This is a genomic window from Bacillus sp. LM 4-2 (genome assembly GCF_000978495.1).
In the GTDB taxonomy this organism is placed as follows: Bacteria; Bacillota; Bacilli; order Bacillales; family Bacillaceae; genus Bacillus; species Bacillus subtilis.
Genome location: NZ_CP011101.1, coordinates 959,734 through 983,659, shown reverse-complemented (window position 1 = coordinate 983,659; position 23,926 = coordinate 959,734). Strand labels below are relative to the sequence as shown.

Genomic DNA, 23,926 nt, shown 5'->3' with positions numbered 1-23,926 from the left:
AGCCCGTTATGATTTATTGCTCAAGCGGTACGACCGCATCGTGTAAAAGCTTGTTGAGGTTTTCTGTATGTTTGTTTTTCGCCTGCTCATCCCATTGGAATCGCTCGCTCATAAAATCAATAACGGCATCTTTATATGTTCTTACCCAATTGATATCAAAAAATAAACGTCCCGTTCTGCGGACAAAGAAGTCAGCAGGAGTTGCAGTCATCTCTTCTTCTATACTGTATTCTGCCTCAGCAAGAATATGAACCGGAATGTTGCGTTTCGCGGCCTCATCTTTCAGCGCTTCTACCCGGTCAAAGACGCGATCTACGTTAGAGCCGTATCTGATCGCCAGCTGTTTTGCGTCTTTTTCTGATAAACCGGCTGCAATTCCTTCTTTTGTTTTCGCGGTAACGAAGGACATAAGATTTTTCGAACCGCCGACGTGCCCGCCAGAGATTGGCATGTTTTTCGTTTTACATGGTCCAAAATCCTTTTCGCCCTCTTCTTTTAAGCGATCACGGACAAGATCAACGATGTGCTCCGCCATTTTTCTGTATCCAGTCAGTTTTCCGCCGGCAATGGTGATCAGGCCTGAGTCAGATGTCCAAATCTCGTCTTTCCGTGAAATTTCAGAAGGATCTTTGCCTTCTTCATGAATCAGCGGACGCAGCCCCGCCCAGCTGGATTCGATGTCATTCGCAGTGATATTCAGTTCCGGGAACATGTAATTGATTGATTTGATGACATAATCACGATCCTCCGTTGTCATCCGCGGATGCTCCAGCGCCTCTTTGTAAACAGTGTCTGTTGTTCCCACGTATGTTTTGCCTTCACGAGGAATCGCAAATACCATCCGGCCATCAGGTGTATCGAAATATACAGCCTGTTTCAGCGGAAAGACAGACTGGTCAAATACAAGGTGAATGCCTTTTGTATGCTGCAAGTGCTTTCCGTTTTTCGAATGGTCTTTTTCTCTGAGCTGATCGACCCAAGGGCCTGTAGCATTGACAATTTTTTTCGCATACACTTTATATTCTTTCTTTGTCAGCACATCTTCAATTAATACGCCGACGGCTTTGCCTTTTTCGTAAAGAAGCTCCTTCACTTTGGAGTAATTCACAGGCTCTGCCCCGAATTTCACCGCTTCCTTCATGACTTCGATGGTCAGTCTCGCATCGTCAGTGCGGTATTCCACATAGTACCCGCCGCCTTTTAAGCCGTCTTTTTTTACCAAAGGTTCTTTTTGCAGCGTTTCTTTTGCTGAAAGCATGCTTCTTCGTTCTGACTTTTTCACACCTGCAAGGAAGTCATAAACCCTTAACCCGATTGATGTTGTAAATGAACCGAATGTGCCGCCTTTATGAAACGGAAGCAGCATCCATTCCGGTGTAGTGACATGCGGGCCGTTTTCATACACAATCGCCCGCTCTTTTCCTACCTCAGCGACCATTTTCACTTCAAATTGTTTTAAATAGCGCAAGCCGCCATGTACCAGCTTCGTTGATCGGCTTGATGTTCCCGCCGCAAAGTCCTGCATTTCGCTTAGTGCGACCTTCATTCCCCTTGATGCCGCGTCAAGAGCTGTTCCGGCTCCTGTAATTCCTCCTCCGATAATAAATAGGTCATATGTTTTTTTCGTCATGTCTGTCAGCATGCGATCTCTTTCAAGACTTGAAAATTGATGTTTCATCATTACGTCTCCTCCTTGTTGTCACGGTAAATAGAAAAAGAGACCACAACAGCCAAAGTGCATGCTTACACTTTGGTGCTGTGGTCTCTCCTCATCTCAGGACCGTTCTTATTAACTTGTAACCATTATACCATAGTATTACTTTATTTAAAAGCCATAGCTGCTTTCACGGCTTTTTGCCAGCCTTTATACAGCTCATTTCGTTTTTCTTCTTCTAATTCAGGCTCAAACCGTTTATCCAGATTCCACTGGTTCGCGATTTCAGAACGGTCCTTCCAGAATCCCACAGCGATACCCGCCAAATAAGCCGCGCCAAGTGCAGTCGTTTCATTAATTTCCGGGCGCTCCACAGGAACATTCAACAGGTCTCCTTGGAACTGCATTAGGAAATTGTTTTTCACAGCTCCTCCGTCTACACGAAGCGTCTTTAATGAAATGTTTGAATCTGCTTCCATTGCGTCAAGCACATCTTTGGTCTGATAAGCCAATGACTCCAGTGTCGCACGGATAAAGTGCTCTTTTGTTGTCCCTCTTGTCAGGCCGAAAACCGAACCGCGCACATCGCTGTCCCAGTAAGGCGTTCCCAGTCCGACAAAGGCCGGAACGACATATACGCCGTCAGTTGAATCCACTTTCTCTGCATAAGATTCGCTAAGCGAAGAGTCCTGGAACATTCTCAATCCGTCTCTAAGCCACTGGATGGCAGAGCCTGCGACAAAAATGCTTCCTTCTAACGCATAGTTCACTTTTCCGTCAATGCCCCAAGCGATTGTTGTCAAAAGCCCATGTTCGGACTTAATTGCTTTTTCCCCGGTATTCATCAGCATGAAACATCCTGTGCCGTATGTGTTTTTCCCCATGCCTTCTTCAAAGCATGCCTGGCCGAACAATGCGGACTGCTGGTCGCCTGCCGCTCCAGCAATCGGGATATTTTTTCCGAAGAAGTGATAATCAACAGTCTCCGCATACACATGAGAGGACGGCTTCACTTCAGGGAGCATGGATTTCGGTACGCCTAGAATGTCGAGCAGTTCATCGTCCCATTTTAAATCGTAAATATTAAACATCAGTGTTCTTGAGGCATTGGAGTAATCGGTCACATGCGCTTTTCCGCCTGACATTTTCCAAATGAGCCACGTATCAATCGTTCCAAACAGCAGCTCGCCTTTTTCCGCTTTTTCTCTTGCGCCTTCCACATTGTCTAAAATCCACTTCACCTTCGTGCCGGAGAAGTATGGATCGATTAAAAGCCCAGTTTTTTCTCTGAATTTATCATTATATCCTTTTTCACGAAGTTCCTCACAAATGCCGGACGTCTGTCTGGACTGCCAAACGATTGCATTATAGACAGGACTTCCTGTATCTTTATCCCACACAACCGTCGTCTCGCGCTGGTTCGTGATGCCGATGCCGGCAATTTGAGAAGCGCTGATACCTGATTCAGAGATGACTGAGGCGATAACCGCGAGGACAGAGCCCCAAATTTCATTGGCATTATGCTCAACCCAGCCAGGATGCGGGAAGTATTGTGTAAATTCCTTTTGAGCAGAGTGGACAATTTTGCCTTCTTTATTAAACAGAATCGCTCTTGAACTTGTCGTCCCCTGATCTAAGGATAAAATGTACGTTTCCATAAGATGTCTCCCCTTTGATTAAATATATTTTGAATTTGATAATGTTTTAGCAGAATGTGATTTCGTATAAACATAGAGTCCTAACAATACCACAACCAATATAACGCTTACAATCCAGAAGCTGCTTGTGATGTGCCCTTTAAATGTAGCGTTGTAAAATACGCCGCCGAATGATCCGCCTAAAATCGGGCCGACTACCGGAACCCATGCGTATTTCCAGTTTGATGAGCCCTTCCCCGGAATCGGAAGAAAAGCGTGGGCTATCCGCGGACCTAAGTCACGTGCAGGATTGATAGCATAGCCGGTGGTGCCTCCCAGAGAAATACCGATTGCTACAATGAGGAAACCGACGATTAAAGGATTAAGTCCTTCTGTAAATTGATTTGCACCTATGGCCAAGATTCCAAGTACAAGGACAAATGTCCCAATCACTTCGCTTAAAACGTTTGCAAATGTATGCGGAATGCTGGGCCCTGTTGAGAAAACACCCAGCTTGGCAGCGGGATCATCCGTTGACTTCCAGTGCGGGAGGTAGTGCAGATAGATAATCACCGCACCGATGATCGCTCCGATCATTTGCGCCGCAATATAAACCGGAACCTCTTTCCAAGGAAAATCTCCTACAAATGCAAGCGCTATCGTTAGCGCCGGATTCAAATGGGCACCGCTGATGCCGCCAACCGCGTATGCCGCCATCGCAACACCCAATCCCCATCCAAATACAACAACAATCCAGCCAGACTGGAATGAAAGCGATTTCTTTAAATTGACACCTGCACAAACACCTGCACCAAAAATGATAAGCAGCATCGTACCGATGACTTCTCCCCAAAATGCTGTCATAGCACATTCCTCCTAAAGTCACGATTAAAAAGCATGATAGAGAAGAAGAGAATAAAAAAACCACAACAAACCGCTTTACGGGTGCATAAACATTTGCCGTAAAGAGCTGCTGTGGTCTCCGAGTTCTCCATCACAATGTATTAACCTAGTGCAATTGTATCAATGCATGAAAGCGGTGTCAATCACTTTCTGTCAAAAAGTTTTCATATTTTTTCCACAATTTGGTATTAGATGTTGTGACAGCTACAGCCCCCGCTTTCAATGCCTGCTCTACATCCTCTTCCGTACGGATGAAACCCCCGGCAAAGATGGGAATCCCTGTTTTCTCTTTTATTTCCTGAATGAGTGACGGAACGATGCCGGGAAGCACTTCGATGAAGTCAGGCTTATGCTTGCCGATAAACTCCATGCTTTTCTCCATCGCGCTTGTATCAAGCAAAAACAGGCGCTGAATGGCATAAATTTTCTTCTGCTTCGCTTTGGCAATCACGTTCGATCTTGTGGAAATAATCCCAGCGGGCTTGATATCCTGACATATAAATTCCGCACCGTATTCGTCATGCTTAATCCCTTGAATGAGATCGACGTGCACCATCATGTTCTTTCCGTGCTTTTGCGCTTCTTTGATCACGCCCTTCAGCTGGCCGAGATGAATATCAAGAATAACACCGTAAGAGAACGAACTGTTTAAAAACTCATCAAATTGCTTCATATTGCGAATAGCCGGTAAGATCGGCTGGTTGTGAAAACTCATCATGTGCTCCTTTAATAAATCACTTTTATATTATATCGTTTGAAAGCTTTCTTTCACCGTTTTCACGATAAAGGAAAGGTCCTCTTCTGTCAGGCAAAATGGCGGCGCAAGCTGGATGACGTTGTTGTAGCCGGCGACTGTATCGCCGTTTTTGCCGATGATCAGCCCTTTTTCTTTGCACGCCGCAACCACTTGGTTTACTTTGGCGGCATCAGCCGGCTCTTTAGTCAATTTATCTTTGACGAGTTCGATTCCGATCAGCAGCCCTTTTCCTCTAACATCCCCGACTGCCGGGTGTTCTCTCAGAGCTTGGAGCTCACCTAAAAGCTTTGCTCCAAGATCGCGGGATCGCTGAATCAGCAGTTCGTCCTCCATAATTTGCAGGTTTTTCAACGCCAAGGCACAGGCAGCCGGGCTTCCGCCGAACGTGTTCACGTGGCGGAAACGGTCATAAGGAGCTTCCCCCTGATACGCTTCGAAAATGTCCCGTTTAATAGCAGTCGCTGACAATGGCAGATACGCGCTTGTGATTCCCTTTGCCATCGTAATGATATCAGGCTTCACACCGTAGTGCATAAACCCGAACGGCTCGCCTGTCCGTCCAAACCCGCAGATCACTTCATCGCAAATCAAAAGGGCTCCGTGGCGCCGGCAAATGTCCTCCACCTTTTTCATATATCCGTCCGGCGGCATTAGGATGCCTCCGCCTGTAATGATGGGCTCCATAATGACCCCGGCAATCGTTTCGCTTAATTCCCATGTCATGATGCGGTCGATTTCATTTGCGCTTTCAAGCGTGTCTGCATCATCAGGATTCCGGTATATATCTGGCGGAGCTGCATGCAGGAACCCTTGGCTCAAAGGCTCGTATTTATATTTCCGCTGCGCCTGTCCGGTAGCTGAGAGCGCTCCCAATGTATTGCCGTGGTATGCCCGATATCTTGAGATGAATTTATAACGGCTGTGGTCGCCGTTTTGCAGATGGTACTGGCGGGCAATTTTAAAAGCAGTTTCGTTTGCTTCCGATCCGCTGTTGGAAAAAAAGATAACATAATCGCCGCCAAGCCATTCATTCAGCTTTTCCGCCAGTTGAATTGCGGGTGCGTGACTTTGCGTTAACGGGTAGTAAGGCAGCTCCTTTAGTTGCTCATAGGCAGCCTCCGCAAGCTCCTTTCTGCCGTAACCAATGTTGACGCACCACAAACCGGACATCGCATCCAAATAGCGGCGTCCGTCTATGTCGGTTACCCAGGCCCCCTCGGCCTTCTGGGCTATCAGGCTGTCCGCTTGATGCGCTCCCTTCATGGCATGCCACACAAATTGCTCATCTTTTTGCTTTAATCCCTGATTTTGCTGAATGTTTTCCATCCCCATCATCTCCATTTCATTAGCGTTCCCTATAATGCCAATTCAATTGAAACAGACCTTCTCTTTATGTGATGTCTTGGTGATGATTTCCCTGCCTTCAATATAAAGCCAGACCGGGTCAGAGTCAATAAACCGCGTAAATAATAAAACATCCCCTTTCTCAAGAAGAAAGAGGATGCAGCTTCCAAAGCAAAACAGGCAAAGTGACAATGCTCAGCATCGTACTGATAAAGGTCGCACTCGAAACAACTTGGACAGCCATTGCAATAGCAATGTGAAGCCTAGCCGTTTTCTGTATGATATAGGAAATGGCGAAAATACAGAAACTCCATAAGGCACCTCCACTATACAATTTACTTTTATTTTAAAGAAAGCACCTAAACAATTCCGCTTTTGTTTAAAAAAACCCGCCAATTCAGGCGGGTTTTTTGGGAATTATTTTTTATATTGAATATGATAAATATCACGCCGTCTGTCTTTTAGCTGGCGCACTGTACCGTTTTGGCGCTGTCTTCTGAGAATTTCCAGGTCAACATCGCCGATGACGACCATTTCAATATTCGGGTTTGTTTCGCCGACAATGCCGTCTCGGGCGAATTCAAAATCAGACGGGGCAAAGATGCCTGACTGGGCGTATTGGATATCCATGTTTTCCGTTTGCGGAAGGTTTCCGACCGTTCCAGAGATAACCGTATAAATTTGATTTTCAACCGCTCTAGCCTGCGAACAGTATCTGACACGCAGATAGCCTTGACGGTCTTCTGTACAAAATGGCGTAAAGATGATTTTGGCTCCTTTATCAGCCGCAATCCGGGCAAGCTCAGGAAATTCAATGTCATAACAGATCTGGATCGCGATTTTCCCGCAGTCCGTATCAAACACGCGAACTTGGTCTCCTGCGCTGATCCCCCACCATTTGCGTTCATTCGGCGTAATATGGAGTTTGTATTGCTTCTCGATCGTTCCGTCCCGTCTGAACAGGTAAGCGATATTATAGATCTTGCCTTCCTCTTCGACGAAATGAGATCCGCCGATAATGTTGACGTTATACTTCACAGCCAAGTCAGTAAACAGGCTGATGTAATCTTCTGTATACTCGGTAATTCTCTGCACCGCCAAGCTCGGTGACCGTTCCTCAAGGAAGGACATCAGCTGGGTTGTGAAAATTTCCGGGAACACCGCAAAATCAGATCTTGCGTCGGAAGCAACATCGACATAGTATTCTACTTGATTCGCAAATTCCTCAAAGGAATAAATTTTCTTCATTTCGTATTGGATCACACAAATTCTAACAGGGAACGCCGATTTATAATAGCGTTTTGTCTGCTGCGGTAGATAATCGACATTATTCCATTCCATCAGCGTCGCATACTTGATCGAAGCTGTATCATCCGGGAGATAGTTCGGGTTAATTCGCATAAGGGTAAAGCCGTTCATCAGCTGAAAAGAAAGAACCGGATCGTAAATTTGGTGGCGTGTCACCTGTTCAACATACTCTCTCGCTGTCATTTCCTCTGCATATTTGTGATAGTTTGGAATCCGTCCGCCTATGATGATGCTTTTCAGGTTTAAGCGTCTGGCTAAGTCCTTTCTCGCCTCGTACAAACGGTGGCCGATCTTCATTCGTCTGTATTTCGGGTGCACCATGACTTCAATTCCGTACATATTCAAGCCGTCAGGATTATGGTTGGTGATATAACCGTCATCTGTAATGTCCTGCCACGTATGGCGGTCATCATATTCATCAAAGTTAATCAGGAGACTTGAGCACGAACCGATAATTTCACCTTCGAATTCTGCACAAAACTGTCCTTCCGGAAAATGCTCCAAATGGCTGATTAAATGCTCCCGCTTCCAAGGCTCCATTCCTGGAAAGCAGTCCTTTTGAAGATCGATAATCTTGTCGATGTCTTTCTCTTCGATATTGCGGATAACCATTTTCTTTTCAAACCGGGTCAAATCTAATTTCTCAGACAACCTACTCGCTCCTTTCTAGTTTTGTGAGTTCAGATGATCAAGCAATAGGGCGAGCTCCATCTCCGCCATTGATTCAAGCCTGTGATCATAGTCTTCAAACATCAAGGTACCCGTTACTTTATTCGGGACAATGACACACTTCATGCCTGCACGTTTCGCAGCAATCGAACCATTGACAGAATCCTCAAACGCGAGACATTCCGCTGGCGATACCCCGAGGTTCTTTGCCGCCAATAAATAGAGTTCAGGATTCGGCTTTACCTCTTCCACATCATCAGCAGTTTGAATAACTTCAAAATCATCAAACAGGCCGATTTGCTTCAAATGGCCGGAAACCCATTTATAATCAGAGCTGGAGGCAAGGCCTATTTTTAAGCCTAAATCCTTTGCCGCATTCAAATACGCTTCGACACCAGGTCTCGCTTTTTCTGTTTCCATGCGTTTGGCGAACCGCTCTCTTCTCAATTGTGTGAGCTCTTCATGGTTCAGCTTTTTCCCGATCTGCTCTTCTAAATAGTCAAAAGGCCGGAAACCCGCAGCAGTTCCGATGACCTTCCCCCAGACAGATAGCGGCAGAACTGAGCCGTGCTCTTCAAATATTTCCTGAAGAACCTCATATTCGTGTGTTTCTGTATCTAGAATAAGCCCGTCAAAATCAAAAATTAACGCTTTAATCACTGGGTACAACTCCTTTAGTACGAATTGAGACATATGTATACACTCAACTATACCCCGAAACAAGTCTGCTTTCAAAAAGTAAGGTTTTATGTGAAGAAAGAGCCTGCACACTGCAAGCTCTTTCTTATTAATGAATGTTTTGGTGAGAAATGTTTGTCAGCGCTGATCCCGCAGACTCGTTCGACATCTGATTGACTGCCAGGTCTCCAAGCGCAACGATCCCGACTAGATTGTTTTGATCTACAATAGGAAGGCGGCGGATTTGGTGCTGGGCCATCAGCTGCGACGCGTCTTCCAGACTCATATTAGGGTTTCCTGATACGAGTTCTGTTGACATCACTTCTGAAACGGGTGTCTGGCCATCACGGCCCTGAGCTGTAGTTCTTAATGCAATGTCACGGTCAGTCAGCATTCCTTTTAAAACACCTTGCTCTACAACGGGGATCGCCCCGACGTTATGCTGTTTCATTAGAGAAGCCGCTTCCTGAATCGTTTGATTCGGAGAAACGGTTGCCACCTGCGTTGTCATTGTATCTTTAACTGAACTCATTTGTCAGCACCCCTTTCAATCATTAGTATGTTCAGACACGAGCCGTTTAAAAAGGGAGTTAGAGGAAAGGTTTTATGATATGATTTCTCTGATACAAAAAAGAGCTTTTCTGAAAATAGAAAAGCCCTTGCCGCATGATTATATCAGCCTTCTTTGACCGAAAAAGGCTTTGTTAGTCTTCTTTTGAAAGTCAGAAAAAGCAAACGGAAAATAAATCCCAAAATCATTCAGCATCTTGCTGTTTTTTTCAAAAATCGCCTGATCACTCAAATCAGAGTGCGGCGAAGGCTTGGTCAGGATAATATGTATCATTTGAAGACAAGCCATAATTTGAAATGCTTCTTTTAATGTTCCTTGGTAATAATGGTTATTTAAAGACAGAACGCCTTTCTTTTTAAAGCGCTGAATGTCCAGTTCGGAGAAATAAAGAGGAAATACATCATGGATCAGCTCCATAGTCAGCTCCTTGATAAAGCTCTCCTGTTCTGCAGTTGCTGCGTTCACAATTCTCACGTCAATCACCTTTCTTGCCATCGAATATCCTAAGTCTTACTCAAGAATAGCACAGAAAAAAACGCGAAAGCTAAGGTAAGTGTTTCCTATGAGAAACAGCAGCCTTCCGCTTCGAAAAGGAGCCATTTAACATGAACCAAAAAGGCAGAGGGATTGAGATCCTCATCAATGAAAAACAGGACGGCCAATGGCTGTTTTCCGTACTCAAAACAGCGCTCAAAGCTTCTAAACCAGTGATACAAGACTGGATGTCCCATCAACAGATAAAGGTCAATCACGAATCGGTCTTAAACAATATGATTGTAAAAAAGGGAGACCGCGTCTTCATTGATCTTCAGGAAAGTGAAGCATCTTCGGTCATTCCGGAGTATGGCGAGCTTGATATTTTATATGAGGACAATCATATGCTCATCGTCAATAAACCCGCTGGCATTGCGACGCATCCGAATGAGGATGGGCAAACCGGCACACTGGCTAATTTGATCGCTTATCATTATCAGATAAATGGCGAAACATGTAAGGTGCGCCACGTCCATCGTCTTGATCAGGATACATCTGGCGCTATCGTTTTTGCCAAGCATCGTTTGGCACACGCCATCTTAGACCAGCAGTTAGAGAAAAAGACGCTGAAGCGTACGTATACCGCCATCGCTGAAGGTAAGCTACGAACGAAAAAAGGGACAATTAATTCACCAATCGGCAGAGACCGGTCACACCCGACAAGACGCCGGGTTTCACCAGGCGGGCAAACAGCCGTCACTCATTTCAAGGTAATGGCCAGCAATGTGAAAGAACGGCTGTCGCTCGTTGAATTAGAGCTGGAAACAGGCAGAACACACCAAATCCGTGTTCATATGGCGAGCATCGGACATCCGTTGACAGGAGACTCGCTTTACGGAGGCGGGAGCAAGCTGCTAAACAGGCAGGTACTGCACGCCAATAAAGTACAAGCGGTTCACCCGATAACAGACGAGCTCATAGTTGCTGAAGCCCCTTTCCCGGCTGATATGAAAAACCTTTGCCGCACATATTTTTCATGAAGAAAAGCCGCAGGCACTGCCTCGGCTTTTTAAGTCACTCGTTTTCCATATATAATATAGCGTTTCGGGGCATTTCCGACGTATGAAAACGGATAGCAGGTCGTTAGAATAAGCTCCTCCTTTTCATGCTGGAGCGTGATAATAGATGTGTCATCCTTATCGACAATTTTTGTTTTTACAATTTCATATGTGAATTCTCCATATGACAGGAGAAGACGGAGCTGATCCCCCTTTTCCAGCTCTCCCGTCCGGCGAAACACGGTATCCCGATGCCCCGACAGCACAATTTGCCCGTTTTCATCAGGATAATAGCTGTCCTTGTAATGCCCGACACCTTTTTCTAAATCATCAGCATCGGTGCCCTCCACGATCGGAAGCTCTGCATTGATTTTCGGTATTTCCAAAATGCCGCTCGCTTGGCCGGTCTCAGGCTTAAATGATGCTTTGTTCTTTGCTTGATCTGAGCTATTTTTCGTCCCCAAAAGTTCCTGCGGCTTTTCAGCCGCCAGTTTTGCTTCTTTTAATGTCTGTTCCGTTTTCATATTCGTATCGATCAATTTAAAGCCTCCATAGCCTGCGATCACTAGGCCGGCAGCAATGATGAATAGTGGAATAATTTTTTTCACGTTCTGGAGGCGCTCCTTTTTCTTCTGACATATAGATAAGTTCCTGACAATGTCACCGCCGCACCGATTACGATAAAGTTATAGTAGTTTGCTGATGTATCTGGAAGCGGATGCTCAGGCCCGCTTTCCCCGCCCTCGTTTCGTAACGGCAATGTGCTGATGCTATTAGCAGTATCAGCGGTTTTTGTGTTGTTGATTGGTATTTCATTGAATCTCGAAATGGCTGAAGGCGGCAGCTGATGAACCGGCGCTGTGCCCGGAGTCTCTTTTATATCAGGCAAATCCACATCAGGCTCTGGAACCTCTTTCATTGGATGCTCCGTCCCCGGGTCTTCTGTTACAGGATCTTCAATATCACTGGCTTCAGCAAGCTTAATTCTTCCCTCTTTTGTATACGCAATTGGCTCATCAAAACTCTTCACGTACTCAACTGTCGCTTCCAAATCCTCAGGCCCTGTCACCGGATTTTTTCCCAGCAGTCCGATTGGCTGATATTTGGTTCCTGTCGCCGTCGCCATAAAGTTGTTGACGGTCAATGTATATGTGGCATCGGGCTGGATCTCGGTGCCATCTGCCATTTTCATATCAACTGCTTTTCCGGTTTCTTTATCCCACGTATACGTAAACCCGCTGATGCTGTAGTCAGGCCCAAAAACCGGCGAGATTTGAGCATTGATAATCTCTCTTAAATCTTTTCCTTTAATCTCAAGCTTCGTTAACACATTTCCAAACGGCTGAATATTGTAAAGATCTCCCCACGTAATTGGACCCTTCTTCAGCGCTTCACGTATGCCGCCGCCATTCATAAGGGCAAAATCCGTTTTCATGGCAGCTCTCATACCATCCGCAATCAGGTTTCCAAGAGGTGTATCGCCGTCATTTGAATACCCCCCTTCCATATCAACAGCGGCTTCGCCGACTACCTCGCTGATAATCGGTTCCGCAATTGTTTCGTATTTCTTTAAAATGGCTGACGCGCTGACATCCGGTTCGATTTTACTTTGATCAACATATACGATTTCCGCGGACTTTTTGACAATGTCTTTTGTCGTTTTATCGATCTCTACATCAACGACACCTATCGCTTTTCCATATTCAAACGCTTGAACAATCAGTTTTCCATTCACTTCACCGTTAACAACCTGATGATTATGCGCGGCAAAAATCACGTCAATTTCAGAATCTGTTTTGTTTGCAAGATCAGCAGACTCACCGGTAATGGCGTTGCCGTTTTGTTCAGCTGACATATGTGCGAGAACCGCGATGGCCTTCACGCCTTTTTTCTTGAGCTCTTCGGCCGCCTTATTCACCGCTGTTGCTTCATCTGTAAACTCGATATTTTTTATTCCTTCAGGCATAACCATGCCAGCTGCCGACTGTGTGACAACTCCGATAAAAGCAACGGGTACGCCCTCCACATTAATGATGTCGTAAGCCGGCAAAAAGGGCTCTCCAGTTGATTTCATTTTACAATTGGCACATACAAGGGGAAAGTTCTGTCCATCATATCCGCTTGTGCCTTTCGGATGATCACCGCCATTTAAGATCCTCAGAAGTTCATCCGTGCCTTCATCAAATTCGTGGTTTCCCACGGTTCCGACATCAAATCCGATGTCCTCCATCAGTTCTACAGTCGGTTCATCCTGAAGAAGAGAGGAAACTGGAGAGCTTCCGCCGATCATATCTCCCGCGTGCACAATCAGCGAGTTTTTCTTTTCAGCCTTTTTTTCTTTTAAATATGCGGCGGCATAATCCATGCGTCCAAACGTGCCGTCTACAGTTCCATTTCCATCAAGATCAAGCTCATATTGCTGATCGATTTTGCCATGCAAATCATTCATGCTGAGAATTCTAAGCGGCACATGTTCTTGAGGTGCCGTTTGCCTTTTTTTATATCCCGCGCTCTCCGCTTCACTTGCTGAGGCGAAGAAAATTCTGTTTTCCACAGCTATCTTCTTCCAGTCAGCTGGCTGCACATATGTTTTATTCGACGAGTCCCCCACATATCTTGTCAGGCCTTTCCCTTGCTCTCTGGCTCTGAATTCAAACGGCATTTCCATGAGGGGATCGTTTTCATTCCAAATTCCTTTTTGATCTTTTTTTGCAGCGGCTACTGCGGCCTGAAATTGCTGATAATCCTCTTCATTGTCAACCGGCCAAATAAAATACGTCGGAGCATAGCCGTTTTTTACAAGCTCTAAGTTCACGTTTGAACCTGATTCGGTTATGACTTGTCCGAGCAATCTGCCATAGCTGTCCTTGGCTTCACTCCCGACCTTGACAGTAATTTTATCACCCGGGGACAGAACCGTTTTTAGATAGTCAGATGCTTTTTTGCCAAATCTTAATTGATTTTCATCTGCGTCATTTTTTGGTGTGTGATATGTTTCGGGTGTATCTACATTTACAAACCGGATTTTTGTCGTTCCAAGCACCGGAGATTTAAGATGAATGGTATCGCCGTCAACTACCCGGTCAACAATCCCTTCATATTCTCCCTCTGCAGACGGAGGTGCGGGCTGCTCTTCAAGCAGCTTCAGGTCAGCCGATTTTCGCGGAAGCAGCTGAAAGGTTTGGTATCTGCTTAACACACCGGTAAATTCATACCATTTGCCCTCATCAAGCTCGTTTATCACCCCTGTTTCATTCATAACCCGGAGCGTCATTGCATGATGGTCGTCATCAATCATTGTTACATTGTAACCGCCGCCGGCAGGAGAACTTGGAATTGAGGAAACAAAAGCGGTTAGTTTCACAAGGCGTCCTTCATACTGATCACCTAGGCTGCCGTTAATAAGTTCATTGATTGTTAAGTGTTTGGGGGCGGGGAGGGATTGATTTGACTGGTTGATTTTGATGCCTGATGAGTTTGGAACGATTTCTTTCAGCCCCTGGTAAGACGTGATTTTCCCTGTCACCGTGACATCCATACCCTCTTTTAATTCGGGAAATTGTTCAGGGGATGGCGAATAAATGTTAATGCCTCCGGTTTCATCTTGCAAAAAGGTCGACAGCTTCCCGCCTCCGATTGCGTTTTGATCAGCTGTAATGATCCCTTTTATCGTTACTTCTTCATTCAGCCTTCCCCGTGCTTCATTTATGGTCACTTGCTGTTCAGCCGGCGGAGTTTTTGTGTCATCGGTTACGTTCATCGACTGAACGTTTTTAAGTCCTGTCGTGTTAAAGTAATTTTCAAGCTTTCCTTGAACCGTTATCTTTTTCCCAAGAAGAAGCGGATTGGTTTGCAGCCCAAATTGGCTTCTGAAGGCGGAGGGGATTTGCACAGGAAGGATGTGTTCGGGCGATGTTTCGTTTTTACGGTCTGCCAGCGCAACATTATAATCATTTGAAAAAGGGCTTGTCAGCTTATAATGCTGCGGGGAAACAGCCTGGCCGACTGCATATCCTTCGACAAGCGCCTGTCCTTCTTTTTGCTGTATTGCCTTCTCAATCGATATAGGCTGTTGCGGTTCAGCTGCCTTTACAGCTTCGAACGTGTACATTACATTTAAGAACATCAATGCCGTGATCAACACAATATGCAGAATACGCCTCATCATATTTCCTCCCTTAATATACACATAATGACAACGATTTTGTCTGCTTATCATTTCGACAGACAGCATATAATTCCTTTTAGGCTTCTGCATAATACACGGCAGACTGACACAAAATACAGCTGATCTGAAAAAAAAGGAGGAATTCGGTTTGGATCAGTTCAATCAGCAGCAGCAATCCCAAATGAACAAAGGTATTCCTGGCAAACCGCATAAAAACCACGGCGGACATGAAATGTTTGATATGCATGAGGTGCTTTCCGGAACACTTACTGTGCTTGATCAGTATATGATGCTGAGACAATTCTGTAAGGATCAAGAATTACTAAACATCCTTGATCGTCAACATCAATTCATTACATCTCAATACAATATAACTGCAGAATGCTTCAAAACAGGCAGCGAACCTTCACAAAAAACAGCAACTTATATGATGAAGGAGGACAACCAGGCTGTTTACGGCATGCAGCCGTCACAGCCTAAAAAACCTGTTCAATCCATGAATGATATTGATGACAGCATCATCAGCCGACAAATGCTTTGCGCGATTAAAGCACAAGCTTCTATGCTGACGATGGCTTCTCTGGAAATGACAAATCCGGCCGTAAGACGCGTACTGTCTGCGCAAATTCAGGAGTATGTTGAAATGGCATTTGAAATTTTCCTATACCAAAACAAACACGGCTATTACCAGGTTCCTCAGCTTGATGCGCAGGATATGGAACAGCTGAGAAATTCATTCGCCCCTGCCCAAGGACAAATGCCTCCAACACAAGGCGGAATGGGTCAGCAAGGACTTCACTAATAACAAAGGCATTGGATAGATACTATCCAATGCCGCACTGTTTTTTTCAAATTTTTTCTTGAAATCTTTTTCAAATTGATCAAGACTTTCCTTTGTTGCTGATTTAAACCCTTTTTCAAAGTCCCCTTTTTTTGCTGTTTCCTTAATCATTTCTGAAATAATGTCTTTCCCGTATTTGTCCGTCAGCTCATCGATCATATAAAAGCTTTGCAAATAGACATCAGTGTCATATTCGGCTCTAGCTTCCTGCCAGTCTCGATCAGTCTGCAAACGGTCAAAGGGCACGACAGAAAACGTGATCGGATCTATGAGCAATTCATAGTTCGCAATCCACTCGCTTAACCCTTCATGAAACCATAACGGAAACTCATCGGGATCCGTCTCAAGCTCCTTCAATTTCTGGTGAAACGCATGGTGCGAGTATTCATGAATCAACAATCTCTGGTACAAATAAACCGCTACCTCGTCCCCTTCTAACAGTTTCTTTTTCTCTTCAGGCAACAATCCGATCAGCTGCTCCCGTTCAGAATAAAAACCAACTACATCCAATAAACCGGAGTAAGCCTCCATCTGTTTTTCATTAGGAAAAAAAATAATGTCAATAGGCTTTTGATTCGAATATCCAATCATAATCTGATTAATACTGACCGCATATTCAAGCGTTTCTTTCGTCAATGGCAGTAAGGACTTTTCCTTAGAAGTGTAATAAATATCGGCCTGTTTGAATGACTCTTTCTTCATGTGCTTCGTCACTTGTTCTTTTGTTATTCCAGATGCCTGACCTGGAAAAGACAGGATATACATCGCGCTTGATACGATGGCTGAGCTTACAGCCAGCATCACAAGGACTCCGCACAGGAATAGAGCGGATGCCGCACGCTTTCCTATGCCATCCCGCAAACGTCTCCCTCCCTGAGCCGGTCCGTCTTGTACCTTTTTATTTTTACTCTATGCAGCCTGAGTTCGCAGTGTGTCATTAACGCAAAGAAAAAGCCGCACAAATTGTGCGGCTTTTTTTATTTATTCAGCGTTAGGGAATACGCGCTGTACAGTTTGTGTAAATTCATCAAATAATCCGGCGATTGGGTCACCATTTTGAATACGTTTTCCATATCCTTGCATACGCTCTACAAAATCAGGGTTAGCTGAAACGTAAACATTATCAATGTTTTTGTCAGTAGATCTTACCTTTTTGGCTATTTTTTTCTTCAGATTGTTTTCTACTGCACCTTTTTTTCCATTGGTTAAAACGACTGCAACGTAGGCTTGATTTCCAGCCACAATGATATCGGCATGCTTTACTTCTTTTAGGTCTGTTACTTTATCAGCTGCTTCATCAGCAACCTCAAGTTTTCGGTCGTTGTTATTATCGTCATTTACACGATTGTTATTGACATTATCATTAACATTGTTGTCAACGTTATCCCGATTGTTTACATTCCGCATATCGTCATTGGCCGGATTTCGATAATTTACGTTTCTTACATCATTATTATCACGTCTGCCCTCACCTTGGTCGGCTACACCGCAGCCAGTCATAAGCAAAGGGATAAGAAGCACAGACGCAAGGACTTGTTTTTTTCCAAACATGTGAATTCCTCCTTTATCACTTTACTTATAGGTTTTTCTAACTGGCTTTAATTATGCATGCAAATCTGGAGGAAATGCTTTCCCGGGAAATATAACGGTTAATTTGTCTAACGAGGGGGAAAATATGAATACACTGCAAAGGAGGGATCATGTTGTTCAACCAGCGAAGAGGAATCAGCCCCGCAGCATTGATCATAGGATCAACTATGCTTATTACTGCATTATCACCTCAGATCCGCCAAAGAATCAGCGGGTTTATCACAGGACAAATGAACAGACGAAATTCAGAAAATAACACGTTTGATGCTTCTAATGTAGGAAACATGGTCAAACAAGCATTTAGCGGAAGCAGCGGTGATAACCAGGACCGTTCGCAGCATCAAAGCCAGCGGCAACCACAGCATCAGCATACACAGTCTCAAACTAGGCAAACTGAGACAGCCGCGAAAAAAAGACAGCCGCATTATGCTGAACCCATTCATTTTGAACAAAGCGCAATGAATGTCATGGACGACAACACGATGATGGAAATGCTGGAGGACTTAGAACCCGGCCGTTAAAAAAACGTGTAACCTGTCGGATTGCATAAAGGCTCACATAGATATTGCCTTTAAGGTGTTTTTTTCTAAACTTCTTGTTTTCTATATTTTTCCGCCTATTTGGAGTGCAATTGATGAGCTGAAAAAATCCTTCTTTCGTTCAATGAGAACGTTTGAAGGATTTTTTTGTTTGTGCTGCTACTCTATCCGAAGCAATCTTTATTGATTCATTACTCATCTAAAGCTGAAAAAGGCAGAACACTTTTCATTTTGTTTCTTGCTTCAACACTCAACATTTAGAATTTACTCGAGCGTTGGAAAATGCTGTTGACTATTCAGTTGAACTGTATTACATTATTATTAAGTTGAACTATATAGTCAAACTGAATAGAGGGTGCGGATATGAAACACAAATTATTACCATTGTCTGAAACCATGCATTATATTTTATTAGCTCTGCGTGAGCCGCTCCATGGCTATGCCGTAATGCAGAAGATAGAAAAGATAAGTAACGGTACTGTTATTTTAGCAGCGGGTACATTATACGGTGCAATTGAAAACTTGAATAAGCATGGTTGGATTGAACCTGTTGGAGAGTCAGGCCGGAGAAAAGTTTACATGATAACTGAAGAAGGAAGCGCCATTTTAAAAATGGAACAAGATAGGTTATTGCATATTTTATCCTTGTACGAAGGAAGTGAATCGAATGAAGAAATTTAAGATGTTTTTTGATATTGAAAAAGAGGAACAATGGCTGAACGAGCAATTACAAAAAGGCTATCGTTGTACAAATATTAGTGGATTAGGAATATACACTTTCGTAAAAACCGACAAGAGATATGTGATCAGACTGGATTACCAAGATATTTTACCAAAGAAAAAGTTCAAAGATTACAAAGGGATATATGAAGACTTCGGTTGGAATTATATAAATGGCCCTTGGCTTAGTGGGATTCGATATTGGCAAAAAGAAGATGATGGTCAAAATGAAATCTTCTCGGATCGCCAATCAAAGAGTAATTATTATAAAAGATTGATGAATTATTCTTCTGGTTTAGGTTTCATGTGTTTGTTTTTTTCTTATATGATCTATAAGGATTCAGGTTTATATTTAACTGAAGGTCTTTGGAGTATGAAAGGTGAATGGTTTTGGAAAGCATTTTTATTTGAAACTCCATTTGCTCTTTTGAGGTCGCTTCCCGCCCTTATGGTTGTTTTATTTGCGGCCAGTTTCTATAAAGTGTATCGAAAGTATTCAATGTTAATAGAAAAATAATGCGAAGAGGTTCATTATGAACTTTTTTAATTCAATGAAGCACGATTGAATTAGATTTGGATACTCATCTTCTAGCAGGAATCTTTTATGTGTGCCACAGATTAGTTAGCGTCTTCCAAGATACCATGAATACTCGTTAAAAAAGCAATTTTCATTTCAATTAAATCAATCAAATTGGATCAGCAATGCCGGCTGATCTTCCCCAAAAATGAGAAAAAGAAACCCATGAAACCTTTATATTACAAGGTTCATGGGTCTTATTAACGTGTAATCCTGTTGGGATTACACGTTTTCATATGTTACGCTTCTTCAGCTTCAATCACTCTGGATTGATCATGAAATGCCCCTTGATCAATTTCCTTTGTGACCTTACTTGTAATAAGACCGGATGTCATGCTTCCGCTGACATTCAAAGCAGTACGCCCCATGTCGATTAACGGTTCAATTGAGATTAACAAACCAGCGAGCGCGACAGGCATGTTTAATGATGATAAAACAAGAAGCGCCGCGAATGTCGCTCCGCCGCCGACTCCGGCAACACCGAAGGAGCTGATGGCAACGACTGCGATAACAGTGATAATAAACACCGGGTCAAATGGATTTTGGCCGACAGTCGGAGCAATCATCATCGCCAGCATCGCAGGATAAATGCCGGCACATCCATTTTGGCCGATCGAAAGACCGAACGAACCGGCAAAGTTTGCGATTCCCTCCGGTACACCCATGCTTCTCTGTGTTTTAATATTCAGCGGTAAAGCACCTGCGCTAGATCTTGACGTAAATGCAAATACAAGTACAGGCACCGCTTTTTTCAAATAAATCACCGGATTCAAGCCGCTGAACGTCAGCAGCAGCAAATGAATGATAAACATAGTGATTAACGCGGCATATGAAGCAATCACGAACATGCCCAGTTTTAAAATGCTGTCAAGATCACTCGTGGCAATTGTTTTTGTCATGATGGCCAGCACCCCATAAGGCGTCAGTCTCAAAATGAGTGTGACAACACGCATGACAATGGCATAAACGGCATCAACCAGTTTTTTAAATGTTTCTGCCTGTTCCGGCTGTTTGTTTTTTACGCCGAGAAATGCCACTCCAAGGAAAGCGGCAAAAATAACGACAGCGATCGTTGAAGTCGGTCTAGCTCCTGTAAAATCTAAAAACGGGTTTCCAGGCAGCAGTTCAACAATCTGCTGCGGCAGCGTTTTCGCTGTCATATCCTCTGATTTCTGCTGAAGCTCCTGCCCCCGTGAAAGCTCTGTACTTCCTTGGTCAACCTGAATCGCCTGCAGATCAAATGAAAGCGCGGACGCGATACCGACAGCTGCAGCAACTGCTGTTGTTGCTATTAAAATCCCTATAATCAAACCGCTGATTTTCCCAAGATTTTTTGTCAGCTTCAGCTTTGTAAATGCGCCGAGAATCGAAATAAAGACGAGCGGCATGACAACCATCTGAAGCAATTTGACATATCCGCCCCCGGCAATATTAAACCAGTCGGCTGTTTGAATGACTATATTTGAAGTCGGGCCGTAAATCAGCTGAAGCGCAAATCCGAATACAATCCCCAGCCCCAGCGCAGTAAATACACGTTTAGAGAAGGAAACATGTTTTTTCTGCATAACAAAGAGCCCTAAGATAAGTAAAAATAAAATAAATACATGTAATACAACCAGTAAAGTCTCCAAAGCAGGTAAACTCTCCCTTCAAATTTTCTCATTTACTATATTACACTAATTCCGATGGGTCAAGTGCGAATTATTTTAACTTATCAATTCAAGTAAAAAAACCTTATATAATGCCTTTTTTGTTCTTTTCTTTCCCTTCCATCTTTAGTACCTTATATAAGGGTGATAATATTTGCTGAAAGAACTGTTTGTAAATTTGACCATTTTAATCACATTTAATTATCTCTTCACCCACCTGTTTAAAGAAAGGCTAGTACATAAAAAAGACAGCATATCCTTTCAAGCTGTTAAAGGACTGGCCTGCGGTTTGCTCGGGGTTATTCTGATGGTTTTTGGATTTACCTATCAGCATTCAATTATTGATCTTCGAAATATCCCTATTATGATTGCCGCTCTTTATGGAGGCTGGGTTTCAACGGCAACGGCCCTGGCCATGATCACTGCAGGCCGCTTGCTGATTACGATGAACACATCTGCACTATACTCGGTTATTATCATTTGTATCGCTGCCATTCCGTCACTCATTGTTTCTAGAAGAAAAAAAGTTCAACTAAAACATGCTTTCTATCTTTTAATAATCACAAATAGCTTGATCTCCTTTTCCTTTTATTTTCTTATAGATTTACATTCATACGAACTTCATTTGTATTTTTGGATCATATCAATAGCGGGCGGCATGCTCAGTTTATATATTATTGATCATGAAACAAATGCACATCTTCTTTTTAAACAATATAAGTTTCAGGCGCACTTTGACTTTTTAACAGGCGTGTATAACCGAAGAAAGTTTGAAGAAACCACAAAAGCTCTGTATCAGCAGGCGGCCGATACCCCGCATTTTCAATTTGCACTGATTTATATGGATATCGATCATTTTAAGACCATCAATGACCAATATGGCCATCATGAAGGAGATCAGGTGCTCAAAGAGCTGGGGTTACGTCTGAAGCAGAGCATCCGAAATACTGATCCTGCCGCTCGGATCGGCGGTGAAGAATTTGCCGTGCTCCTGCCGAACTGTTCTCTTGATAAAGCAGCCCGGATCGCTGAACGGATCAGGAGAACTGTAAGCGATGCACCGATTGTATTAACAAACGGCGAAGAGCTTTCAGTTACGATATCACTAGGGGCCGCTCATTACCCCAATAATACGGAACAGCCAGGATCCTTGCCCATTCTTGCCGATCAAATGCTTTACAAAGCGAAAGAAACGGGACGGAACAGAGTGTGTTTATCAGAAAAAAAAGAATGAATTCAATGTTCGAATTCATTCTTCCAATCTGAAAGACGTTTCAAAGGCAGAAAAGCCGGGACAAGATCTCCCTGATATTCTTTTTCTATAAATGCCGCTGTATCATCAGCTTGATAAAGCTCAAGAATGGTTTGCAGCGCTTCCCGATCTTGATCCTCCGCTCTGACAACAATCAAATTCATCTCTTCCTCAGACATGAGTCCGCCGCTCTTTAGCGTATGCTTTTTCGGGTTCAAGCCCGCTTTTTTTGCTTCTGATGGTTTCATGACAAACACGTCGGCACCGCTCACTGCATCCTGTTGCCGGACAGCTTTTAATTTCAGGTGTCTCGGATTATCTTTAATCATATCAACTGAACCTGTTCCGTTAAATCCGTTTTTCAGCGTTAGCAAACCCGCTTCCTGGAGCACCGTAAGCGCCCTGCCAAAATCGAACGCTTTATCCGGAACAGAAACGACAGCTCCCCGCGATATATCTCGGATTCGTTCATATCGTTTTGAATAAATGCCCATGGGCGTTATGTATGTCGTCCCGAGCGGTGCCAAATTAAGTTTGTATTTTTCAGTGAACGACTGAAAATATGAAATGGTTTGAAAGGCGTTGGCATCAATTTCTTTGTTAGCAAGTGCGATATCAGACTCCGCATAATCAGAAAAAGGGATCAGCTGAATATCCAGCCCTGCCTCTTCAGCCTTTTGAGCAATATAGTTCCATATTGCCCCGTCAGACTCAGCAATCCCGATTTTTATCGATTCATGTTCTGCAGACGGTGAACATGCAGTAAATGAAACGAGAAGAACAAGGACGAAACTGCATATAAGCCACTTTTTCATTGTGACCATACTCCTATCTATGTATTAGAGCATGCAAGCAATATCAGACATAAAAAACATACGCTCTCTTAGTTGATAAACGTTGTCATTTGTAATATTGATTAACTTTTACCTTACTCATATCCAATAAGGTTGTCAATTCCTATTACTTATCTTCCCAAAATGAAGGAATACTAAGGCAAACGTATGATCACATATCGAGAAAACAGATGAATTTCCGTAAATAAATATCAAATTGAAAAATAAATATGGTATTTTCCGAAAAAAATTTCAATAAGCAGTTGTTTTTTCTGAAGATTACTGGTAGAGTAAAGGTAATTATTTTTGTTCGAACTATCTTTAAGAAGAAAGTTTTGTAAGAGTTTTCGTCTTGAAAGTTTGTTAAGAGCAAGAATAGTGAATTTAAGCGTTATGATCGCTTTAGGAGGAAATTTCATGTTAGAAGGTAAAGTAAAATGGTTCAACTCTGAAAAAGGTTTCGGATTCATCGAAGTAGAAGGTCAAGACGATGTATTCGTTCATTTCTCTGCTATTCAAGGCGAAGGCTTCAAAACTTTAGAAGAAGGCCAAGCTGTTTCTTTTGAAATCGTTGAAGGAAACCGCGGACCACAAGCTGCTAACGTTACTAAAGAAGCGTAAGCATAAATTGATATGAAAAACTGCAGGTGCAAACCTGCAGTTTTTATTTTGACAAAAAAGCTGTTTTGCATAAGCAAAACAGC

22 protein-coding genes and 2 pseudogenes are annotated in these 23,926 nt (G+C 43.5%); 7 read left to right on the top strand and 17 right to left on the bottom strand.

Features of this window, described 5'->3' with window-relative positions:
• Positions 1-13: 13 nt before the first annotated feature.
• The 10 genes and pseudogenes from glpD to bslm_RS04930 form a co-directional block, all read right to left on the bottom strand.
• Positions 14-1,681, bottom strand: a complete 1,668-nt coding sequence (glpD, locus tag bslm_RS04970) for a glycerol-3-phosphate dehydrogenase (protein WP_021479678.1) — start codon at positions 1,679-1,681, stop codon at positions 14-16.
• A gap of 140 nt (positions 1,682-1,821) precedes the next feature.
• Positions 1,822-3,312, bottom strand: a complete 1,491-nt coding sequence (glpK, locus tag bslm_RS04965) for a glycerol kinase GlpK (RefSeq protein ID WP_003233384.1) — start codon at positions 3,310-3,312, stop codon at positions 1,822-1,824.
• Between the two features lie 18 nt (positions 3,313-3,330).
• A complete protein-coding gene (gene glpF, locus bslm_RS04960) occupies positions 3,331-4,155 on the bottom strand; it encodes a glycerol uptake facilitator protein GlpF (protein ID WP_029726345.1) in 825 nt (274 codons plus the stop codon).
• Positions 4,156-4,333: 178 nt separating this feature from the next.
• On the bottom strand, positions 4,334-4,912 hold the full coding sequence (glpP, locus tag bslm_RS04955) for a glycerol uptake operon antiterminator GlpP (protein ID WP_003233388.1): 579 nt from the start codon (positions 4,910-4,912) through the stop codon (positions 4,334-4,336).
• Positions 4,913-4,939: 27 nt separating this feature from the next.
• Positions 4,940-6,292, bottom strand: coding sequence for an aspartate aminotransferase family protein (locus bslm_RS04950; protein ID WP_031600324.1), 1,353 nt, complete (start codon positions 6,290-6,292; stop codon positions 4,940-4,942).
• Between the two features lie 145 nt (positions 6,293-6,437).
• Positions 6,438-6,539 (bottom strand): annotated as a pseudogene (locus tag bslm_RS21845) (AEC family transporter); the annotation flags it as partial.
• A 173-nt stretch (positions 6,540-6,712) separates the two neighbouring features.
• On the bottom strand, positions 6,713-8,254 hold the full coding sequence (locus tag bslm_RS04945) for a bifunctional GNAT family N-acetyltransferase/carbon-nitrogen hydrolase family protein (RefSeq protein ID WP_003245514.1): 1,542 nt from the start codon (positions 8,252-8,254) through the stop codon (positions 6,713-6,715).
• 15 nt (positions 8,255-8,269) lie between these two features.
• Positions 8,270-8,932, bottom strand: a complete 663-nt coding sequence (locus tag bslm_RS04940; RefSeq protein WP_003233396.1) for an HAD family hydrolase — start codon at positions 8,930-8,932, stop codon at positions 8,270-8,272.
• 127 nt (positions 8,933-9,059) lie between these two features.
• Positions 9,060-9,482 (bottom strand): CBS domain-containing protein, encoded by a 423-nt coding sequence (locus bslm_RS04935; RefSeq protein WP_003245462.1) that lies wholly within the window; start codon positions 9,480-9,482, stop codon positions 9,060-9,062.
• 138 nt (positions 9,483-9,620) lie between these two features.
• The gene (locus tag bslm_RS04930; RefSeq protein ID WP_015252484.1) at positions 9,621-10,016 is read right to left on the bottom strand and encodes a YhcU family protein; all 396 of its coding nucleotides are present in this window, start codon (positions 10,014-10,016) and stop codon (positions 9,621-9,623) included.
• Positions 10,017-10,126: 110 nt separating this feature from the next.
• Between bslm_RS04930 and bslm_RS04925 the strand changes: the two genes are divergently transcribed.
• A complete protein-coding gene (locus tag bslm_RS04925) occupies positions 10,127-11,035 on the top strand; it encodes an RluA family pseudouridine synthase (RefSeq protein ID WP_029726346.1) in 909 nt (302 codons plus the stop codon).
• A 29-nt stretch (positions 11,036-11,064) separates the two neighbouring features.
• Here bslm_RS04925 and srtA read toward each other — a convergent pair whose 3' ends face one another.
• On the bottom strand, positions 11,065-11,661 hold the full coding sequence (srtA, locus tag bslm_RS04920) for a sortase SrtA (protein ID WP_029317530.1): 597 nt from the start codon (positions 11,659-11,661) through the stop codon (positions 11,065-11,067).
• Positions 11,658-15,287 (bottom strand): sortase-dependent nonspecific endonuclease YhcR, encoded by a 3,630-nt coding sequence (gene yhcR / locus bslm_RS04915; protein WP_082098073.1) that lies wholly within the window; start codon positions 15,285-15,287, stop codon positions 11,658-11,660. The genes srtA and yhcR overlap by 4 nt, the downstream gene beginning before the upstream one ends.
• Before the next feature lie 82 nt (positions 15,288-15,369).
• Between yhcR and bslm_RS04910 the strand changes: the two genes are divergently transcribed.
• Positions 15,370-16,023 carry a spore coat protein gene (locus tag bslm_RS04910; RefSeq protein ID WP_029726348.1) on the top strand — a complete coding sequence of 218 codons (654 nt, stop codon included), beginning with the start codon at positions 15,370-15,372 and terminating at the stop codon, positions 16,021-16,023.
• Here bslm_RS04910 and bslm_RS04905 read toward each other — a convergent pair.
• Both bslm_RS04905 and bslm_RS04900 read right to left on the bottom strand, forming a co-directional pair.
• Positions 15,955-16,923 (bottom strand): hypothetical protein, encoded by a 969-nt coding sequence (locus bslm_RS04905; protein ID WP_032721219.1) that lies wholly within the window; start codon positions 16,921-16,923, stop codon positions 15,955-15,957. The genes bslm_RS04910 and bslm_RS04905 overlap by 69 nt on opposite strands.
• Before the next feature lie 120 nt (positions 16,924-17,043).
• Complete coding sequence (locus bslm_RS04900; RefSeq protein ID WP_046380877.1) at positions 17,044-17,613, bottom strand: YhcN/YlaJ family sporulation lipoprotein; 570 nt, start codon at positions 17,611-17,613, stop codon at positions 17,044-17,046.
• 149 nt (positions 17,614-17,762) lie between these two features.
• Here bslm_RS04900 and bslm_RS04895 point away from each other — a divergent pair, with 149 nt between their 5' ends.
• The 3 genes from bslm_RS04895 (at position 17,763) to bslm_RS04885 (ending at position 19,428) form a co-directional block, all read left to right on the top strand.
• Positions 17,763-18,173: a hypothetical protein gene (locus tag bslm_RS04895; RefSeq protein WP_046380876.1), complete on the top strand. Its 411-nt coding sequence runs from the start codon at positions 17,763-17,765 to the stop codon at positions 18,171-18,173.
• Positions 18,174-18,554: 381 nt separating this feature from the next.
• Positions 18,555-18,872 (top strand): PadR family transcriptional regulator, encoded by a 318-nt coding sequence (locus bslm_RS04890; RefSeq protein WP_021479686.1) that lies wholly within the window; start codon positions 18,555-18,557, stop codon positions 18,870-18,872.
• On the top strand, positions 18,859-19,428 hold the full coding sequence (locus bslm_RS04885) for a DUF2812 domain-containing protein (RefSeq protein ID WP_021479687.1): 570 nt from the start codon (positions 18,859-18,861) through the stop codon (positions 19,426-19,428). Before bslm_RS04890 ends, bslm_RS04885 begins: the two co-directional genes overlap by 14 nt.
• Before the next feature lie 104 nt (positions 19,429-19,532).
• Here the strand turns inward: bslm_RS04885 and bslm_RS21840 are convergent.
• Both bslm_RS21840 and tcyP read right to left on the bottom strand, forming a co-directional pair.
• Positions 19,533-19,636: pseudogene (locus tag bslm_RS21840) on the bottom strand (hypothetical protein); the annotation flags it as partial.
• A gap of 91 nt (positions 19,637-19,727) precedes the next feature.
• Positions 19,728-21,119, bottom strand: a complete 1,392-nt coding sequence (tcyP, locus tag bslm_RS04880) for an L-cystine transporter TcyP (protein WP_046380875.1) — start codon at positions 21,117-21,119, stop codon at positions 19,728-19,730.
• Between the two features lie 172 nt (positions 21,120-21,291).
• Between tcyP and dgcK the strand changes: the two genes are divergently transcribed.
• Positions 21,292-22,371, top strand: coding sequence for a diguanylate cyclase DgcK (dgcK, locus tag bslm_RS04875; protein WP_046380874.1), 1,080 nt, complete (start codon positions 21,292-21,294; stop codon positions 22,369-22,371).
• Positions 22,372-22,373: 2 nt separating this feature from the next.
• On the opposite strand, the gene bslm_RS04870 is transcribed toward dgcK, so the two are convergent.
• Entirely contained in the window at positions 22,374-23,204 is an 831-nt protein-coding gene (locus tag bslm_RS04870) for a MetQ/NlpA family ABC transporter substrate-binding protein (RefSeq protein WP_003245726.1), read from the bottom strand.
• Positions 23,205-23,639: 435 nt separating this feature from the next.
• Here bslm_RS04870 and cspB point away from each other — a divergent pair, with 435 nt between their 5' ends.
• Positions 23,640-23,843, top strand: a complete 204-nt coding sequence (cspB, locus tag bslm_RS04865; RefSeq protein ID WP_003224086.1) for a cold shock-like protein CspB — start codon at positions 23,640-23,642, stop codon at positions 23,841-23,843.
• Positions 23,844-23,926 lie beyond the last annotated feature (83 nt).

Bases quoted from the DNA above. Each gene is read 5' to 3' on its own strand.
- glpD (WP_021479678.1), bottom strand. From the start codon at position 1,681: ATGATGAAACATCAATTTTCAAGTCTTGAAAGAGATCGCATGCTGACA.
- glpK (WP_003233384.1), bottom strand. From the start codon at position 3,312: ATGGAAACGTACATTTTATCCTTAGATCAGGGGACGACAAGTTCAAGA.
- glpF (WP_029726345.1), bottom strand. From the start codon at position 4,155: ATGACAGCATTTTGGGGAGAAGTCATCGGTACGATGCTGCTTATCATT.
- glpP (WP_003233388.1), bottom strand. From the start codon at position 4,912: ATGATGAGTTTTCACAACCAGCCGATCTTACCGGCTATTCGCAATATG.
- bslm_RS04950 (WP_031600324.1), bottom strand. From the start codon at position 6,292: ATGGAGATGATGGGGATGGAAAACATTCAGCAAAATCAGGGATTAAAG.
- bslm_RS04935 (WP_003245462.1), bottom strand. From the start codon at position 9,482: ATGAGTTCAGTTAAAGATACAATGACAACGCAGGTGGCAACCGTTTCT.
- bslm_RS04930 (WP_015252484.1), bottom strand. From the start codon at position 10,016: ATGGCAAGAAAGGTGATTGACGTGAGAATTGTGAACGCAGCAACTGCA.
- bslm_RS04925 (WP_029726346.1), top strand. From the start codon at position 10,127: ATGAACCAAAAAGGCAGAGGGATTGAGATCCTCATCAATGAAAAACAG.
- yhcR (WP_082098073.1), bottom strand. From the start codon at position 15,287: ATGCTGTCTGTCGAAATGATAAGCAGACAAAATCGTTGTCATTATGTG.
- bslm_RS04900 (WP_046380877.1), bottom strand. From the start codon at position 17,613: ATGTTTGGAAAAAAACAAGTCCTTGCGTCTGTGCTTCTTATCCCTTTG.
- bslm_RS04895 (WP_046380876.1), top strand. From the start codon at position 17,763: ATGTTGTTCAACCAGCGAAGAGGAATCAGCCCCGCAGCATTGATCATA.
- bslm_RS04890 (WP_021479686.1), top strand. From the start codon at position 18,555: ATGAAACACAAATTATTACCATTGTCTGAAACCATGCATTATATTTTA.
- bslm_RS04885 (WP_021479687.1), top strand. From the start codon at position 18,859: ATGAAGAAATTTAAGATGTTTTTTGATATTGAAAAAGAGGAACAATGG.
- bslm_RS04870 (WP_003245726.1), bottom strand. From the start codon at position 23,204: ATGAAAAAGTGGCTTATATGCAGTTTCGTCCTTGTTCTTCTCGTTTCA.
- cspB (WP_003224086.1), top strand. From the start codon at position 23,640: ATGTTAGAAGGTAAAGTAAAATGGTTCAACTCTGAAAAAGGTTTCGGA.